Origin of the sequence: Nonomuraea sp. NPDC005650 (assembly GCF_040605375.1) — a bacterium.
GTDB lineage: Bacteria > Actinomycetota > Actinomycetes > Streptosporangiales > Streptosporangiaceae > Nonomuraea.
On record NZ_JBEXCR010000051.1, the window covers coordinates 81,532 to 98,814 of the forward strand.

General features: G+C 72.2%; 17 protein-coding genes and 1 pseudogene. 11 read left to right on the top strand and 7 right to left on the bottom strand.

The genetic code is table 11. The features are described 5' to 3' along the window. The first annotated feature begins 1 nt into the window (after position 1). Genes ABZS69_RS55290 through ABZS69_RS55320 form a run of 7 tightly spaced genes read left to right on the top strand, consistent with a single transcriptional unit; the run spans position 2 to position 6,217 of the window. Positions 2-970: an ABC transporter permease gene (locus tag ABZS69_RS55290; protein ID WP_355389399.1), complete on the top strand. Its 969-nt coding sequence runs from the start codon at positions 2-4 to the stop codon at positions 968-970. Then, on the top strand, positions 967-1,785 hold the full coding sequence (locus ABZS69_RS55295; RefSeq protein ID WP_355389401.1) for an ABC transporter permease: 819 nt from the start codon (positions 967-969) through the stop codon (positions 1,783-1,785). Before ABZS69_RS55290 ends, ABZS69_RS55295 begins: the two co-directional genes overlap by 4 nt. After that, positions 1,782-2,804 (top strand): ABC transporter ATP-binding protein, encoded by a 1,023-nt coding sequence (locus ABZS69_RS55300; protein WP_355389403.1) that lies wholly within the window; start codon positions 1,782-1,784, stop codon positions 2,802-2,804. Before ABZS69_RS55295 ends, ABZS69_RS55300 begins: the two co-directional genes overlap by 4 nt. Beyond that, the gene (locus tag ABZS69_RS55305) at positions 2,801-3,556 is read left to right on the top strand and encodes an ABC transporter ATP-binding protein (protein WP_355389405.1); all 756 of its coding nucleotides are present in this window, start codon (positions 2,801-2,803) and stop codon (positions 3,554-3,556) included. The genes ABZS69_RS55300 and ABZS69_RS55305 overlap by 4 nt, the downstream gene beginning before the upstream one ends. After that, positions 3,553-4,551, top strand: coding sequence for a P1 family peptidase (locus ABZS69_RS55310; RefSeq protein ID WP_355389407.1), 999 nt, complete (start codon positions 3,553-3,555; stop codon positions 4,549-4,551). Before ABZS69_RS55305 ends, ABZS69_RS55310 begins: the two co-directional genes overlap by 4 nt. 5 nt (positions 4,552-4,556) lie before the next feature. Then, entirely contained in the window at positions 4,557-5,153 is a 597-nt protein-coding gene (locus tag ABZS69_RS55315) for an FMN-binding negative transcriptional regulator (RefSeq protein ID WP_355389409.1), read from the top strand. Then, on the top strand, positions 5,150-6,217 hold the full coding sequence (locus ABZS69_RS55320) for a C45 family peptidase (RefSeq protein WP_355389411.1): 1,068 nt from the start codon (positions 5,150-5,152) through the stop codon (positions 6,215-6,217). Before ABZS69_RS55315 ends, ABZS69_RS55320 begins: the two co-directional genes overlap by 4 nt. On the opposite strand, the gene ABZS69_RS55325 is transcribed toward ABZS69_RS55320, so the two are convergent. Continuing rightward, positions 6,218-7,381, bottom strand: a complete 1,164-nt coding sequence (locus ABZS69_RS55325) for an acyl-CoA dehydrogenase family protein (RefSeq protein ID WP_355389413.1) — start codon at positions 7,379-7,381, stop codon at positions 6,218-6,220. It abuts the gene before it with no gap. 67 nt (positions 7,382-7,448) lie between these two features. Between ABZS69_RS55325 and ABZS69_RS55330 the strand changes: the two genes are divergently transcribed. Together ABZS69_RS55330 and ABZS69_RS55335 are read left to right on the top strand one after the other, a co-directional pair. Then, positions 7,449-8,954, top strand: a complete 1,506-nt coding sequence (locus ABZS69_RS55330; RefSeq protein WP_355389415.1) for an aldehyde dehydrogenase family protein — start codon at positions 7,449-7,451, stop codon at positions 8,952-8,954. 64 nt (positions 8,955-9,018) lie between these two features. Next, entirely contained in the window at positions 9,019-10,143 is a 1,125-nt protein-coding gene (locus tag ABZS69_RS55335; RefSeq protein WP_355389417.1) for a CoA transferase, read from the top strand. On the opposite strand, the gene ABZS69_RS55340 is transcribed toward ABZS69_RS55335, so the two are convergent. Then, positions 10,140-11,348 carry an RNA-guided endonuclease TnpB family protein gene (locus ABZS69_RS55340; protein WP_355389419.1) on the bottom strand — a complete coding sequence of 403 codons (1,209 nt, stop codon included), beginning with the start codon at positions 11,346-11,348 and terminating at the stop codon, positions 10,140-10,142. The two genes, ABZS69_RS55335 and ABZS69_RS55340, sit on opposite strands and share 4 nt — an antisense overlap. A gap of 156 nt (positions 11,349-11,504) precedes the next feature. Here ABZS69_RS55340 and ABZS69_RS55345 point away from each other — a divergent pair, with 156 nt between their 5' ends. After that, positions 11,505-12,173 (top strand): GntR family transcriptional regulator, encoded by a 669-nt coding sequence (locus ABZS69_RS55345; protein WP_355389421.1) that lies wholly within the window; start codon positions 11,505-11,507, stop codon positions 12,171-12,173. 95 nt (positions 12,174-12,268) lie between these two features. Here the strand turns inward: ABZS69_RS55345 and ABZS69_RS55350 are convergent, their stop codons facing one another. The 5 genes and pseudogenes from ABZS69_RS55350 to ABZS69_RS55370 all read right to left on the bottom strand — a co-directional run. Then, a complete protein-coding gene (locus ABZS69_RS55350; protein WP_355389423.1) occupies positions 12,269-13,600 on the bottom strand; it encodes a hypothetical protein in 1,332 nt (443 codons plus the stop codon). 54 nt (positions 13,601-13,654) lie between these two features. After that, positions 13,655-15,193, bottom strand: coding sequence for a carboxylesterase family protein (locus ABZS69_RS55355; protein ID WP_355389425.1), 1,539 nt, complete (start codon positions 15,191-15,193; stop codon positions 13,655-13,657). Positions 15,194-15,261: 68 nt separating this feature from the next. Beyond that, positions 15,262-16,059 (bottom strand): alpha/beta fold hydrolase, encoded by a 798-nt coding sequence (locus ABZS69_RS55360; protein WP_355389427.1) that lies wholly within the window; start codon positions 16,057-16,059, stop codon positions 15,262-15,264. Positions 16,060-16,160: 101 nt separating this feature from the next. Next, complete coding sequence (locus ABZS69_RS55365; RefSeq protein WP_355389429.1) at positions 16,161-16,400, bottom strand: amidohydrolase family protein; 240 nt, start codon at positions 16,398-16,400, stop codon at positions 16,161-16,163. A gap of 40 nt (positions 16,401-16,440) precedes the next feature. Then, a pseudogene (locus tag ABZS69_RS55370) lies at positions 16,441-16,542 on the bottom strand (IS200/IS605 family transposase); the annotation flags it as partial. Between the two features lie 49 nt (positions 16,543-16,591). Here ABZS69_RS55370 and ABZS69_RS55375 point away from each other — a divergent pair. Further along, positions 16,592-17,283 (top strand): transposase (locus ABZS69_RS55375; protein WP_355389431.1); only part of this gene is annotated, 692 nt, incomplete at its 3' end.

Sequence of the window (17,283 nt, forward strand, 5' to 3'; positions counted from 1 at the left end):
CATGCGCCTGCTGATGTGGTGGGCCGGCCGGGCGCTCAGCTCGGCCGCCACACTCCTGGGCGTCTCCGTGCTGATCTTCGCGGCCGTGCGCCTGATGCCCGGCGGCTTCGCGGAGACCGTGCTGGGGCCGTTCGCCACGGCCGAGCAGAAGGCGGAGCTGGCCGCCCGCTACGGGCTCGACCAGCCGGTGTTCATGCAGTACGGGCACTGGCTGGCCGCCGTCGGGGGCGGCGACTTCGGCATCTCCATGATCAGCCGCCAGCCGGTCGGCGCGGAGCTCCTGGCCCGGCTGCCGGTGACCGGCGAGCTGACCGCGCTGGCGGTGCTCGCCAGCGCGCTGGCGGGGGTGCCCCTGGGGGTGCTCACCGCCGTGCGCGCCAGGCCGGGCGGCGGCGGCGCGGCGGGGCGGCTGCTCAGCGGGCTCGGCGTCAGCGTGCCGGAGTTCGTGCTGGGCAGCCTGGTCGTGTTCGTGTTCTCCCGGTACGCGCTCGGCCTGGAGGTCGGCACGTGGGTGCCGTTCACCCAGGACCCCGCCGCGAACCTGGCCACGATGGTGCTGCCGGCCGCCGTCCTGTCGGTGTTCGCGATCTCCGTCACCGCCAGGACCACCCGGGACGCCGTGCTCGGCGTGCTGGTCGAGCCATACGTCACGGCCGCCGTCGGGCGCGGCGAGTCGCCGTGGTTCATCGTCCGGCACCACATCCTGCGCAACGCCGCCACCCCGGTGGTGACGCTGCTCGGCACCATCACCGCGTACCTGCTGGGCGGGGCGCTGATCGTGGAGCACGTGTTCAACCTGCCGGGCATCGGCTCGTACATCGTGCAGGCCGTCGGCCGCCGCGACTACGCGGTCGTGCAGGCGGGCGTGCTGCTGGCGGCGGCGGTGTTCATCGTGATGAACGTGCTGATCGACCTGCTCGTCGGCGTCCTGGATCCCAGGCTCGGCGTGCTGGCGGGGAGGCGCTCATGAGGAAGCTGGACCGGTTGTCCGTCGCCGGGCTCGTCTGCCTGGCGGTCCTGGTGGTGTTCGCGCTGGGCTCGCTGGTCGGCGCCGGGGGAGACCCGGACGCGATCGTCGGCCCGCGCCTGCAGCCGCCGGGGCCCGGCTGGTGGCTGGGCACCGACAACCTCGGCCGCTCGGTGCTGCCGCGCGTCATGGAGGGCGTGGGCACGACGCTGCTGCTGTCGTCCGTCGCGGTGCTGGTGACGGCGGCGCTGAGCGCGACGTTCGGCATCATCGCCGGATATCGCGGCGGCTACCTGAACGAGCTGGTGATGCGCCTGGTGGAGGTGCTCTACTCCTTCCCCGCCATCGTGCTCGCGATCCTGGTCGCCGCCGTGCTCGGCCCCGGGCAGACGGCGGCGCTGGCCAGCATCGTGCTGGTGACGATCCCGCTGATGACCCGGCTGGTGCGGGCCGCCGCCGTGGCCGTCTCGCAGCGCGACTACGTCACCTCGGCGGTCATCAGCGGGGCCCGGCTGCCGCGCGTGCTCGGCCGGCACGTCCTGCCCAACGTGGCGGGCACGATCGCGGTGCAGGGCACGTACGCGCTGTCGGTCGGGATCGCGGTCGAGGGCGGGCTGAGCTTCCTCGGGTTCGGCGTGCAGCCGCCGCAGGCCTCGCTCGGCGTGCTGATCCAGCAGGGCGGCACCTACATGATCGCCGCGCCCTGGCTGATCCTCGGCCCTGGGGTCGTGCTCGTGGCGGCGATCCTGGCGATCAACGTGGTGGGCGACGGGCTGCGCGACCGGCTCGAACCCCGGGAGACGAGGTCACTGACATGAGCCTGCTCACGGTGCGGAACCTGGTGATCGACTACGCCGCGACCAGGGCCCTGGACGGCGCCGACCTGGAGGTGGCGCGGGGCGAGACGGTCGGCCTGGTCGGCGAGAGCGGCTCCGGCAAGTCCACGCTCGGCTCGGCCGTCGGCCGGCTGCTGCCCGGGACGGCCCGGCGGAGCGAGGGGGAGGTCGTGGTGTCCGGGGAGCCGGTCTTCGACCTGCCGCCCAAGCGCCTGCGCCAACTGCGGAAACGGCAGCTCGGGTTCGTCTTCCAGGACCCGATCGCCTCGCTCGACCCGACCATGCGCGTCGGCGACCAGCTCCGCCTGATGCTCGGGCGCGGCGCCGACGTGCGCTTCCACCTGGGGCGGGTCAAGCTCGACGACCCGCGCGTCATGCGCTCGTACCCGCACCAGCTCTCCGGCGGCATGGCGCAGCGGGTGGCCATCGCGATGGCCATGGCCACCTCGCCCGAGCTGCTCGTCGCGGACGAGCCGACCGCCGCGCTGGACAGCCAGGTGCGCGAGGAGGTGCTGAACGTGGTCTTCTCCCTGGCCGCCGAGGCCGGGACGAGCATCCTGTGGCTCAGCCACGACCTGCCCGCCGTCGCCCGCAGGTGCGACCGGGTGGCGGTCATGTACGGCGGCCGGGTGGTCGAGTCCGGGCCCGCCCGCGAGGTGCTGGGCAAGCCCGCCCACCCGTACACGGCGGCGCTGGCCGGGTCGGCGCCCGCTGCCGCGGCCCAGGGCGTCCGCCTGGAGCCCGTGCCCGGCCGTCCGCCCGTCCTGACCGGGCCGTCCCCGGGGTGCGCCTTCGCGCCGCGCTGCCCGTTCGCGGAGGAGCGCTGCGAGCACGAGCGGCCGGCCCCGGTCCGGGTCCGCGAGCAGGACGTGCTCTGCCATCGTGCGCCGCGAGTGAGCGCCGTCGCCTGGACTGAGGAGCGCAGGGAGCGGAGCGACCGGAGCGACGAGGGAAGGCGACGGACTCCAGCGAGCGAGCCGCCGAACGGAGTGAGGCCATGAGCAGGGGTGGCGGCGTGATCCTCGAACTCGACGACGTCACCGTCACCTTCGCCGCCGGGCCGCCGCTGCGGCGGATCCACCTGGACGCCATGAGGCACGTCTCCCTGTCCGTCGCCGAGGGGGAGACGCTCGGCCTGGTCGGCGAGTCCGGGTCGGGCAAGACGACCACCAGCCGGGTCGCGCTCGGCCTGCAGCGGCCCACGTCCGGCACGGTCAGGTTCGACGGCCGCCCCTTCCCCAAGCGGCGGCGGGAGCTGGCGGGCCGGATGCAGGCCGTGCTGCAGCACCCTCACTGGTCGCTCAACCCGCGCATGCGCGTCGGCCAGAGCGTGGCCGAGCCGCTGGCCGTGCTCGGCCGGCCGGCCGGCGACGCGGTCACCGAGATGCTGGAGCACGTGGGGCTGGAGGCGTCGTTCGCCTCCCGCTACCCCCATGAGCTGTCCGGCGGCCAGCGCCAGCGCGTCTCCATCGCCCGCGCGCTGGTCACCAGGCCGAGGTTCATCGTCTTCGACGAGGCCGTCAGCGCGCTGGACGTCTCCGTGCAGGTGCAGATACTCAACCTCATCAAGGACCTGCAGGCCGAGTACGGCTTCAGCGCCCTGTTCATCTCCCACGACCTCGGCGCGGTCCGCTACGTCGCCGACCGGATCGCGGTCATGCGCAGGGGCGAGATCGTCGAGACCGCCGACACGGCCACCTTCTACACGGCACCCGCCCACGAGTATTCGAAGCAGCTTCTGGAGGCCCTATGAATGACACTGTGACCAGTGAGCCCCGGCTCGCGACCCCATCGTCGTTCGCGCCCGGCGTGCCGCGCAACGCGGACCTGCCGCTGGCCCCGCAGGCCAGCCCCGGGCGCGGGTCCGTCGCGTTCGACCTGCCCGGCGTGCTCGTCGGCACGGCCGAGTACGCGGAGGGCCCCACCGGGTGCACCGTGATCCACGTCCCGGCCGGCGCGCGCACGGCGGTGGACGCGCGCGGCGGCGCGGTCGGCGTGAGCGGCGGGTACGACTTCAACCACGCCATCTGCTTCGCCGGCGGCTCGGTGTACGGGCTGGCCGCCGCGGCGGGCGTGAGCGACGAACTGCTGGCCCGCAGGCACAACCGGACCCGGTGGGACGACCTCCAGCTCGTGTCCGGCGCGGTGATCTACGACTTCTCGGCCAGGGACACCGCTGTCTACCCGGACGGCGAGCTGGGCAGGGCCGCGCTGCGCAACGCCGTCGAAGGCGAGTTCCCGGTGGGCCGGTGCGGCGCGGGACGCACGGCGAGCGCCGGCAAGGTCGACTTCGGCCGGGCCGAGTTCGCCGGCCAGGGGGCCGCGTTCGGCGCGTTCGGCGAGGCCAAGGTGCTGGTGGCGACCGTGGTCAACGCCGTCGGCGCGGTCGTCGACCGGCAGGGCGGGATCGTGCGCGGCAACTACCACGCCGAGGACGGCGCCCGCCGCCACCCCGGCGCCGACTACGCCGCGATGGTCGGCGACCCGGCCCCGGCCGTCATGGGCAACACCACGCTGACCGTCATGGTGACGAACGTGAAGCTGACGGACGTCGAGCTGCTCCAGGTGGGCCGCCAGGTGCACAGCTCCATGCACCGCGGCATCCAGCCGTTCCACACCATGAACGACGGCGACGTGCTGTTCGCGATGACCACGGACGAGGTGGACCTGGTGAGCGTCAAGCCCACCGGCCTCGGGACGCTCGCCTCCGAGCTCGCCTGGGACGCCATCCTGGGCGCGGTGGAGTAGCCCTCATGCACGTCTTCCCGCGTTACGCCGCCAAGGACCCGGCCCAGGCGGTCGAACTGGTCAGGCGGAACCCGTTCGCCCTGGTCGTCAGCACGGTGGACGGCGTACCCGCCGCCACGCACGTCCCCGTCATCCTGGAGGGCGACACCCTCGAAGGCGGCGCCCTGCTCGGCCACATGGCCCGCGCCAACCCCCACTGGCGCTCCTTCGAGTCCTCGTCCGAGGTGCTCGTGGTCTTCTCCAGCGCGCACGGGTACGTCTCGCCCACCGTGTACGAGACCGATCCGGCCGTTCCGACCTGGGACTACGCGGCCGTGCACGTGACGGGCCGGGTGGAACTGATCGACGACGCGCTCGACGTGGTGGAGCGGACCGTCGCGGCGGCGGAGTCGCTCCGCTCGCCCTCCTGGGAGCCGACCCCTGCGTCCAGGGAGAGGTTCGCCGCGCTCTTGCCTGGGGTAGTGGCTTTTCGGGTGCATGTGCATACCGAGAAGAGCATGTTCAAACTGAGCCAGGACATCGACGCCGAGCGGTACGCGCGGGTCCGCGCCTCGTTCGCGGCCGAGAACCCCAGGCTCGCCGACCTGATGGATGGTTCATGACTTTCCCCAGCTTCACGTCCACGCAGATTGACCCCCGAGCCCGCGGCAAAGAACTCGGCACGCACCGGAGCAGGGCGATCCTCGCCAACCTGGCCGGTTACTCCGACCTGTTCAGCGTCGCGGGCGCCACCGCGACGCAGGTCCGGACGTGGGGCGAGCTGGCCTTGGAGCGCACCGCCGACTGGGCGCCGCACCTGGCGGAGGAGATCGCGGGGATCGCGTCCGGAGTCGGCCTGGAGCCCTGGCAGGTCGCCGTCGTCAACGCGCGCACGGAGATCCTGGCCGCCATCGACGCGACCGGGGAGGGGGAGTGCTCCACCTCCGTCGTGCTGCCGGGGGCGGGGGAGGCGCCGCGTACGGTGCAGACCTGGGACTGGCACGACCACCTGCGCGACGCGCCCATGCTCTGGGAGCTGGAGCCGCGTCCTGGACACGTCGTGCGCACGTTCACCGAGGCCGGGGCGCTGGCCAAGATCGGGGTGAACACGGCCGGGCTCGGCATCCACTTCAACATCCTGCGCCACGACTCCGACACGGCCGACCTCGGCGTGCCCGTCCACCTGATCGCCCGCAGGATCCTGGACGAGGCCACCACGGTCGAGGAGGCCGCCGACATCGCGCGCTCCGCCACCGTCTCCGCCTCGACCGTCATCACGGCCGTGACCATGTCGGACGCGGCCTCGATCGAGATCTCCCCGGCCGGCGTCGCGGTCGTGCCGCCGGAGCCGGACGGCGTGCTGCAGCACTGCAACCACTTCCTCGACCCCGCGCTGGCCAAGGACGAGCGGCACTCCACCGACCGGCCCAGCACGTACGTCAGGTTCCAGCACCTGAGGGCCAACACCGAGGGCCTGAGCAGCGACGACCACACCACGCGGGCGCTGGCCATGCTCAGCCACGGCCCCGACGACGCGCCCGTCTGCGCCCACCCGGACCAGTCGATGCCGATCAACCAGCGGTGGGAGACCGTCGCGACGATCGCGCTGGACCTCGCCGACGCGCGGCTGCGGGTCCACCAGGGCGGGCCGTGCCAGGTCACCGAGGCGACCTGGCAGACGTTCTGATCAGTGGAACGCGGCGATCCCGGTTAGCGCCTTGCCCAGGACCAGGGAGTGGATCTCGGAGGTGCCCTCGTAGGTCAGCACCGACTCGAGGTTCACGGAGTGCCTGATCACCGGGTATTCGAGGGTGATGCCGCTCGCTCCGAGCAGCGTGCGGCACTTCCTGGCGATCTCCAGGGCCTCGCGCACGTTGTTCAGCTTGCCGGCGCTCACCTGCTCGGGGGTGATCGTCCCGGCCTCCTTCAGCCGGCCCAGGTGCACGGCGAGCAGCAGGCCCTTGCCCAGCTCCAGCGCCATGTCGGCGAGCTTCTCCTGGGTGAGCTGGAACGAGGCCAGCGGCCTGGCGAACACCTCGCGGTCGCCCGCGTACGCGATGGCCGTCTCCAGGCAGTCGAGCGCGGCCCCCATCGCCCCGAACACGATCCCGAACCGCGCCTCGTTCAGGCAGCCGAGCGGCCCCGACAGGCCCCTCGCGCCGGGCAGCATGGCCGCGTCCGGCAGGCGCACGCCGTCAAGGACCAGCTCGCTCGTCACGCTCGCGCGCAGCGAGATCTTGTGCTTGACGTCGTTCACGGTGAAGCCCGGCGTGCCCGCCGGGACCAGGAAGCCCCTGACGCCCTCGTCCGTACGCGCCCACACCACCGCCACGTCCGAGACCGAGCCGTTGGTGATCCACATCTTGGTGCCGTTCAGCACCCAGTCGCCGCCCTCGCGCTTGGCCGTGGTCCGCATGCCCCCCGGGTCGGAGCCGAAGTCCGGCTCGGTCAGGCCGAAGCAGCCGATGCGCTCGCCGGCCGCCATCGCGGGCAGCCACTCCTGCTTCTGCTCCTCGCTGCCGTACTTCCAGATGGCGTACATCGCGAGGGAGCCCTGCACCGACACCAGGCTGCGCAGCCCGGAGTCGGCCGCCTCCAGCTCAAGGCAGGCCAGCCCGTACGAGACCGCGCCCATGCCCGCGCAGCCGTAGCCGTCGAGGTGCATGCCGAGCACGCCGACCGAGCCGAGCGTGCGGGCCAGCTCGCGGGCCGGCAGCTCGCCGGTCTCGAACCACTCCGCGACGTGCGGGCGGATCTCCCGGTCGCAGACGCGCCTGACCGTGTTCCTGATCTCGCGCTCCTCCTCGGTGAGCAGCGTGTCGAAGGCGAACAGCGCGGTCGGGGTGATCATCGGATGGCCTCCGTATTTTGGATCCAATATTGAAAATCCAATATTGCACAGTTAGGGTGCGTTGACCATGGACCTTCTGAATCTCATCGGCGGCCGCTGGGTCGAGGGCGACGGCGAGGAGTTCGCCGACACCAACCCGGCCCGGCCCAGTGAAGTGGTCGCGCGGGGGCGTTTCGCCTCCGCCGCCGAGGTGGAGCGGGCCGTCGCGGCGGCCCGTTCGGCTGCGCCCGGGTGGGCGGCGACACCGCACCACGCCCGCGCGGCGGTGCTCGTGGCCGCCGCGGACATCGTGGACGCCGCCGCCGACGAGTGGGGCGCCGAGCTGGCCCGCGAGGAGGGCAAGACGCTGCCGGAGGCGGTCGCCGAGGTGCGGGGCTCGGCCCGGATCCTGCGCTACTACGCGGGCGAGGCCGACCGCGAGAGCGGCGAGCTCTTCGCCTCCCCCCGGCCCGGCGAGAACGTCCTCGTGGTCCGCAAGCCGATCGGCGTGGCCGGGTTGATCACGCCGTTCAACTTCCCGATCGTCATCCCCGCCTGGAAGATCGCTCCGGCCCTGAGCTACGGCAACACCGTCGTGTGGAAGCCGTCGTCGCTGGTGCCGCTGCTGGCGTACCGGCTGGCGCAGGCGCTGACGTCGGCGGGGCTGCCGGACGGCGTGCTCAACCTCGTGTACGGCGAGGCCGACGCCGGCTCGGCCATCGTGGACCACCCCGGCGTGGACGCGATCTCGTTCACCGGCTCCACCGCCGTCGGGCGGGCCGTGATCGCGCGCTGCGGCGAGCTGGGCAAGCCGGTGCAGACGGAGATGGGCGGCAAGAACGCCTCCGTCGTGCTCGCCGACGCCGACCTCGACCATGCGGCCGAGCAGGTCTGCCTCGGCGCGTTCCGCTCCACGGGGCAGAAGTGCACGGCCACCTCGCGGCTCATCGTGGCCTCCCAGGTCGCGGACGAACTGCTGGAACGGGTGGCCGACCGGGCCGCCCGCCTCGTGGTCGGCGACCCCCTGTCGCCGGACGTCGAGATGGGCCCCCTGGTCAGCTCGGCCGCCCGGGACCGGGTGACGTCCGGGGTGGCGCGGGCCGTGGACGAGGGGGCCAAGCCGCTGGCAGGCTCCTCGCCGTACGACGGGGCCAAGCCGCTGGCGGGCTCCTCGCCGTACGAGGGGGCCAAGCCGCTGGCGGGCTCCTCGCCGTACGACGGCGACGGCTGGTTCGTGCCGCCGACCGTGCTCGACCTGCCCGGGACCGGGGTGGACTTCTGGCGTACCGAGCTGTTCGGCCCCGTGGTGGGCGCGGTGCGGGCGTCGGGGACCGAGGAGGCGCTGGCGCTGGCCAACCTCAGCGACCACGGCCTGTCGGCGGCCATCTTCACCAGGGACCTGGGCGTGGCCCTGCGGTCGATCGAGCGGCTGGACGTCGGCGTGCTGCACGTCAACTCCGAGTCGGCCGGGACCTTCCCGTACGTGCCGTTCGGCGGAGTCAAGCAGAGCGGCTTCGGGCCTAAGGAGCAGGGGCGGGCGGCACGCGAGTTCTTCACCCACACGATGACCGTCTACCTCGGGGCGCCGGCGTGAGCGAGCGTAGCGAGCGAACAATCAGACGCAGCAGTATGCTCACGCGACCGACGAAGGAGGGCGCGTGAGCGGTGCACTGTCGGGGTTGCTGGTGGCGGACTTCAGCCGGGTGCTGGCGGGGCCCTACGCCACGATGCTGCTGGCCGATCTGGGCGCCGAGGTGGTCAAGGTGGAGCGGCCGGGCGCCGGGGACGACACCCGCGCCTGGGGGCCGCCGTACGCGCCCGACGGCGAGGCGACGTACTTCCTCGGCGTCAACCGCAACAAGCGCTCGATCGCCCTCGACCTGCGCGCGGACATCGAGGTCGCGCGGGCCCTGGCCGCCCGGGCGGACGTGCTGGTCCAGAACTTCCGGCCCGGCACGATGGACCGGCTCGGGCTCGGCTACTCCGACCTGCGCGAGCTCAACCCCGGGCTCGTCTACTGCTCGATCGACGGGTTCGGGTCGGGGCCAGGGGCCGGGCTGCCCGGCTACGACCTGATCGCGCAGGCGGTGGGCGGGCTGATGAGCGTCACGGGCGAGCCCGGCGGCCCCGGCACGAAGGCCGGCGTCGCGCTGGTGGACGTGATCACCGGCCTGCACGCCGGGCTGGGCATCCTGGCCGCGCTCCGCCACCGGGACCGCACCGGCGAGGGGCAGCACGTCGAGGTCTCGCTGCTGTCGTCGCTCCTCTCGGCGCTCACCAACCACGCCTCCGCCTACGCCGCCGCCGGAGTGGTCCCCCAGGCGATGGGCAACCGGCATCCCAGCATCGTCCCGTACGAGGTCTTCGAGGCCGCCGACCGCCCGATCGTGATCGCGGCCGGCAACGACCGCCAGTTCCAGGCGCTCTGCGCGGCGCTGAGCCGCCCGGACCTCGCCGGTGACCCCCGCTACGCCACCAACGCGGGCCGGGTCGCCGCCCGCACCGGGCTCGTCGCCGAGATCAACGCGGCGCTGTCGGAGCGCACGGCCGACGAATGGTTCGAGACGCTCACCGCCGCCGGGGTGCCCTGCGGCCCGATCAACGACCTCGCCGCCGCCTTCGCCCTGGCCGATGAGCTCGGCCTGGAACCGTCCGTACGGCTGGACGGGGTCGGCCAGGTCGCCAACCCCGTACGGCTCAGCGCCACCCCGCCCTCCTACCGCCGCCCACCACCCAGGCTCGGGCAGGACGAGGCGTGGGTTCTTGACTTCCTCCCCCGCTAGTACTGGCGGCGGGGGATTCCGGCCCTCACAGGCTGGGGTTCCTGCTTCAAGGCCGACCGCATCCGAGGGGACCCGGAATGTCTTACATCAGCTCCACAGGCCGACACGGCAAGACCTGCCGCCAGGATGTTCTTTGCGGCGTTGATGTCCCGATCGTGCCGGGTGCCGCAGCCCGGGCACGTCCAGTGCCGGGTATTGAGATGCAGTTCGGCGAGCAGATGGCCGCACGCCGAGCAGGTCTTGCTGGAGGGGATCCAGCGGTCGATGATGATCAGGTGGCGGCCGCGCTTGGCCCCCTTGTACGCCAGCTGACGGCGGAATTCCCCCCAGCCGCAGTCGGAGATCGCTCTCGCGAGCGACCGGTTGCGGACCATGTTCTTTACGGCGAGGTCTTCGATCACGATCATGCTGTGGTCGTGCACCAGCCGCGTGCTGGTTTTGTGGAGGAAGTCGGCGCGGGCTGCCTTGACCTTGCGGTGCGCGCGGGCGACCTTGGCCTTAGCCTTGGCCCGGTTGCTCGAGCCACGCTGTTTGCGGGCCATGCGCCGTTGGTAGCGGGCCAGGTTGCGGGCCTTGCGGTCCAGATGGCGGGGGTTGGCGATCTTCTCGCCGGTGGAGCAGACCGCGAAATGCTTCACCCCCAAGTCCACGCCGACCGTGGTGCCTGTCACCGTGGCCTGCGCGGGCTCGTCGCACTTTTCGATAGACAAGGATGCGTACCAGCGTCCGTCGGGATCGCGGGAGATGGTCACGGTGGTCGGTTCGAGGGTGGCCGGGTCGATGCCGGGCCAGGACCACACGTACGTCAACGGCCCGTCCAGCTTCGCCAGCGTAAGCACGCCGTCGCGCCAGCGGAATGCCGACCGGGTGTAGGTCGCCGACTGCTTGCCGTGCCGAGACTTGTAACGGGGGTGAAGGGCACGCCCGGCGACGAAGTTCACGAACGCCCTGTACTGGTGTCGCAGCGTCTGCTGCAGCGGCACCGACGAAACCTCGAGCAAGAACCCGAACTGCGGATCGCGCTTCAACTCTGTAAGGTACCGGTCTGTCTGAGCGTAAGACGTTTTGATCCCTTCGGAGCGGTAGCGCTGTTGCCGCCACGCCAGGATCTGATTCCACGCCAGGCGTACGCAGCCGAACGTGCGGTTCAGCACCGCCGCCTGCTGTGGGGCGGGGTAAACCCGTACCTTGTATGCCGTACGCATGTTCGTATTTTGCCGCATCGAAGGCTGATCATTGCGCGAAAGGGGGAAGACGATGCGCACCTCGCGCTCTGAGTTGCTCTGGATTCGCCGGGCCACGCTCTTCGGAGGCCGTGTCCCTCCCCTGTCTGAAGGCCAGGACTTTCTCGGGAGGCTCAGGTGAGTCCGGACCAGGCACGACGCAGGCCGCCGACGGCCCAGCAGTTCGTGCTGGCCGAGCTCCGGCGCGCCATCACCACCGGGCGCCTGCGCCCCGGCGCCCCCATCCGGCAGGACGCGCTGGCCGAGGAGCTGGAGGTCAGCCGCGTCCCGCTGCGCGAGGCGCTCAAGACGCTGCAGGGTGAGGGGCTGGTTCGATACGAGGCGCATCGGGGCTATTTCGTCGAGACGCTCTCGCTCGACGACCTGCGCGAGGTCTACCGCATCCGCGAGCTGCTGGAGGAGGAGGCCGTACGCCGGGCCATCGAGCAGCTCACGGACGCCGACCTCGCCCGGCTGGAGTCGGCCCAGGACGAGGTCGAACGGGCCGCGGCGGCGGGTGACGTGCCGGCCATGGCGGCGGCCAACCGGCTGTTCCACATGACGCTGTTCGACTGCGCGGGAATGCCCCGGCTGGTCCGGCTGATCAGGACTTTGTGGGACACCACGGACGCCTACCGTTCGATGTACTACGGCGACGCGGGCAACCGGGAGCGGGTCGTCAAGGAGCACCGCGCCACCCTCGACGCCCTGCGCCGGCGCGCCGCCGACGAGGCCGTGACGACCCTCGACGTCCACCGCGCCCACGCGGTCACCGAACTCGAGTCCCTCCTCAACCCCCCGACCTGACCTACCGGCCCCCGCGCCCGACCCCGGCTCAGGCGCCCGCCCGACCTCCGCGCCCGACCTCCGCGCCCGGGCCTCCGCTCGGCGGCCTGGGCGGGTCAGGGGGCGCAGTAGTCGCGGCAGCCGCCGAAACGGGCCGCGTCGGGCTTCGTGAACGCCGTCTCCGCGACGCCCGCCAGGGCCTCCGTCATCGAGGATTTCCAGATGGGCCCAGGGATCGACGCGCCCTCGACGTGCCGGTAGCGGCGCCCGCCGATGGTGAGGTCCGACAGCTTGTGCATGACCGGGCCGCGCGGGTCGCCGAGCGCGACGGCGGAGGCCAGATCGGGGGTGTAGCCGGCGTACCAGGCGGTGGAGAACTCGTCGGCGGTGCCCTCCATGCCCGCCGCGTCCCGGCCGAGCCCCTTGAGCGGGCCCTCGGCCAGCGCCTCAGACAGCACGCCGGTCACCGCGTCGGCGATCGCGGGCTCCAGCACGTCCTGGCACCGCGCGGGGAAGGAGCGGATGAGGCCCGCGTCGCCCCTCACCTCCGTGACCAGCCGCGGCTCGCACTGCTTGCCGTGCGCCGAGAGGGTGGCGTACGAGCCGGCGACCGAGATCGGGTCCACCTCGTTGACTCCCAACGGGAACGTCTCGTACTCGGTCAGCGGCATCTCGTCGGCCCGTTCGAGCCCGAGGCGCTTGGCGGCCCGCACGCTTTCGCACAGGCCGACCTTCTCCGTCAGCTTCATGTAGAACGTGTTCTCGGCGATGCGGGTGCCCGAGCGGAGGGTCGTGAACGCGCCGTGCTCGCGTTCCCTGTTGACGATTGTGAACGACGGCTCGCCGACCGCGTCGCCCTTGCAGTTCTTGAACGCCTCGCGACTCGGCGCCTGATGCCGGCTGAGGTAGGGGAAACCGTCGTCGTATCGCATGCCGCCCTCCAGCGCGGCCGTCAGCGTGTACACCATCGCCGTGGTGCCCTGCTGGAAGCCGAACCGGTCGGCGGGCCGGCTGCTGCCGTCCCCGGGCGCGCGGCTGGCGGCCAGGGCCCTGATCTCGCCGGTGCCCGGCACGATCATGGCCTGGGCGGCGACCGGCGCGTCCTCGCGGCGCACGTGCCGGTCGATGCCCTGCTGGGCGGCGCGCTGCATGCGCTGGTCGATCGCCGTTCCGATGGTCAGGCCGCCGCGATGGAGCAGCTCTTCGTCGAGTTCGTCCCGCACCCGCATGCACACGTACGGGTAGCGGCTGGCCGTGCAGTCGCCGGTGAACTCCTCCAGGACCGCGCCTTGGGCGTCCACCAGCACGTTGGGACGCACGACCGTGGGCGCGACTGCCAGCCGGTCACGCGCCGGAGCGGCGTCGTCGCCGCCACGCAGCAACAGGAAACCGCCGGCCAGGAGCGCTCCCGCGCCGAGTGCGGCCAGGACGACGCGGAGCGGCTGCACGGCTCACCTCGGCGGGGGTCGCGGATCTTCAGGGTCCATCCGCATTATGCGCCCTCATGGCCGCAGGGAGCTCCAGAAGGCGCAGTTGCTCTCGGCGGCGGTGTCGGCCGGGTGGATGCCGCCGCGTCCCGGCGCCAGGCTGAGTACGTCGCCGGAGCCGCGGAACTGCGGCCAGCTCGGGGCGCGGGCGGCTCGCGGGCGGCCGTCGCGGGCGAACGACGTCCAGTAGCCGACCATGGCGTCCGACAGCCGCCGCTGCTCGGCGTTCAGGCGGCCGAGCAGGCCGGGGAACAGGTAGATCAGCTCCGTCGTGTGCTCGGCGCCCTCCTCGAAGCCGGGCACGTCCATCAGCGGCGGCGCGGTGCGGTCGGCGAACTGGTAGGCGTAGACCGGGGCCCCGGCCCGGGAGAGCAGGGCGAACGCGTCCTGGTGCGCGCAGGTGGCGAGCGGGCCTGTGCCGTGGGTCATCATGGTGGCCAGCCCGATCCGCAGGTCGGGGTAGCCGGTGGCGGGATAGCGGGCCAGGACCTGGGCGGCGTTCGCCCCGTACGTCGCGCGCGCGATCTGCTCGTACTGCGCCTGGGTGATCGGCTTCGGGTAGGTCAGGCCGGCGTACAGGCGCATCTCGTCGAGCGTGTTGCCGTGCATGACGGGCACGCGGTTGAACCGGCCGCTCTCGAACGCCGCGCGGGGCTGCAGGGGAAGCACGTGGTCGCCGCCCACGACCGGGTAAGGGTTCTGGCCCCGGAACGCCTCCATCAGCTTCTTGGCCGGCAGCGCCCGCAGGCAGGCGGCGGGGCCGGCGGTGCAGCCCACGGCCTCGGCGAACCTGACGCCCTCGGCCTCCGCCTGCTCCTCGGTGCGGGTGGCGGAGGAGCAGCTGAAGCTCTGCGCGATCGCCTTGTCGAACAGCCCGGCGGCGGTGGGCGAGGCCAGCCCGGCGCAGATGTCGGCGGCCCCGGCGGACTCGCCGAACAGCGTCACGTTGCGGGGGTCGCCGCCGAACGCCGCGATGTTCCGCCGCACCCAGCGCAGCGCCGCCTGCTGGTCGAGCAGCCCGTAGTTGCCGCTCTGGTAGCGCTCGCCCGCCTCCAGCGCGGGGTGGGCCAGCCAGCCGAGCGCGCCGAGCCGGTAGTTGACGCTCACGACCACGACGTCGCCCCGGGTCGCCAGCTTGGTCAGGTCGTAGAGGGCGGGGTTGCCGCTGGCGTTGCCGCCGCCGTGCAGCCACACCATGACCGGCCGGTCGCGGCCCCGGCGCGGGGCGGTGATGTTGAGGTAGAGGCAGTCCTCGCCGTACGACGTCCGGCCGCCGTAGAACTCGGCGAGCTGCGCGCACTGGCTGCCGAACTTCGTCGCGTCGCGGACGCCCGTCCACGGCTTGGCCGGTTGCGGCGGACGCCAGCGGAGCGGGCCTGTGGGCGGCTCGGCGTACGGGATGCCGCGGAAGACGCGGTGGTCCTTGCGCACCTCGCCCTTGACCACGCCCGTGTCGGTGCGCACCTTAGGCGACGGGGCCGATGCCGCGGGGGCGGGGGTGGCGGCGATCATGACCAGGGAGAGCGTTGCCGCTGCGATGCGAACGAGCCTCACCGGACCCCCTTTGACTACCATGTGTGAGCGACTCGCTCCTGACCGTACACGTGGAGTGGACGGTGGCACTAGCGATTTACGCGCTCGGCCAGGTTGACCACGGCGCCCACGACGTCGTCGCCGGTCAGCATGACCAGGTCGTTGTGGCCCGCGCCGGCGACCTCGACGGTCGTGGCCCGCTCTCCCGCCGCCTGGGCGACCGCCCTGCTGAGCCGCGGGGGCACGATCGTGTCCCGGGTGCCGTACACGACGACGACCGGCGCCCGCACCCGCCGGATGCCCTCCACGACCGGGAAGCGGTCCCGCAACAGTGGCCTGACCGGGAGGAACGGGTAGTTGACCTGACCGGCGGCGGCCAGGTCGGTGAACGGGGAACGCAGCACCAGGCCGGCGGGCGGGCGTTCCAGGGCGAGCCGGGTGACCACGGCCGCGCCCAGGCTCTCGCCGAAGTAGATGACGCGGGTGTCGCCGAGGTGGTCGCGGGCGGCCAGGGCGTCCTGGTGCAGCCCTTCCTCCGTCGGGGTGCCGGGGTTGCCGCCGTAGCCGCGGTAGTCCATGAGGAGCACCGCGAGCCCGTGTTCGGACAGCGCGCGGGCCAAGGGGGCGCGCTCCCGCCGGTTGCCCGCGTTCCCGCCGGCGATCAGGACGGTCACGCCGCGGGTGCCGGGGACGTGCCAGGCGGCCAGCCGGAGCCCGTCGCGGGTCGTGAACGTGACGTCGCGCGCGCCCGGGACGACCTCGGCGGCGGGCGGCACGGGGGCGCTGTCGGGCAGGTAGATCAGCCGCCGCTGGAACACCCACAGCAGGGCCAGCAGCAGGACCAGCACCGCGACCACCACGAGGGCGGCGCGCGTCAGCGTCGTCACCCTGCCACTATGCAACGCCGCCCGCCCCACCGCATTCCGCCACCTCCAGGAGGCGGCCCCCGAGACGCCGCGCCCGAGGCGCTCGTCCCGCGGAACGGGTCTCAGCCGGAGACGACGCGGCCCGCCTGGACGACGTGGCGGATGTGGAAGGGGTCGGCGAGGACGTCGATGTCGGCCAGCGGATCGCCGTCGAGCACGAGCAGGTCCGCGTGCGCCCCCACGGCCAGCGTGCCGGCCTCGCCCGCCATCCCGACCAGCTCCGCCGCCCCGGTCGTCGCCGCCCGCAGCACGTCGATCGGCTGCTGCACCTCCCGCCGCAGCCGGAACTCGGCCCTTGCCACCCCGTAGGGGTTACCTGAGAAGAAGGCCCCGTCCTTCACTGCGCCGGTACGTGGTCACGAAGACCAGATGAACATGCATCGCCGATATGACGTGGCGTCCACGTCGGTATTCCGCTTCCGGAGGCATGGACAGATTGATAATGTGTTCGAGTCTCCGACTGTAGTGGATCGCGCGCGGAGGGTGGTTAAGGGTGAAGTTGCGCTACAACTACCGGCTCTACCCCGACGCCGCCCAGCGCCGCGTGCTGGCCAGGACGTTCGGCTGTACGCGCGTGGTGTGGAACGACGCACTCGCCGCCCGCAAGGCCGCCCGCAAGGCGGGCCTGCCCTTTATCGGGGACGCCGACATCCAGCGTCTGGTGCTGACCCAGGCGAAGAAGACGCCCGAGCGGGCCTGGCTGGCCGAGGCGTCGGCGGTGGTGCTGCAGCAGTCGGTCCGCGACCTCAACACCGCCTACAAGAATTTCTTCGACTCGGTGTCGGGGAGGCGTAAGGGCCCGAAGATGGGGCTGCCGACCTTCAAGTCCCGGCGCGATCATCGCCAGTCGGCGCGATTCAACGCCAACGCCTTCACCCTCACCGGGCAGGGGCGGTTGTATCTGGCGAAGATCGGGGATGTGGAGGTGCGCTGGTCCCGGCAGCTGCCCGCGGCCCCGTCTAGCGTGACGGTGATCAGGGACGCGGCAGGGCGCTACTTCGCCTCATTCGTCATCGAAGTCCCCGAGGGCGAGCAGCATCTGCCTGAGGTCGGCAGCGAGGTGGGGATCGATCTCGGCCTGACCCATTACGCGATCTTGTCCACCGGCGAGAAGATCGCCAACCCGAAGTGGCTGCGGCGGCGGGAGAAGAAGCTCGCCCGCCTGCAGCGGGAACTGTCACGCAA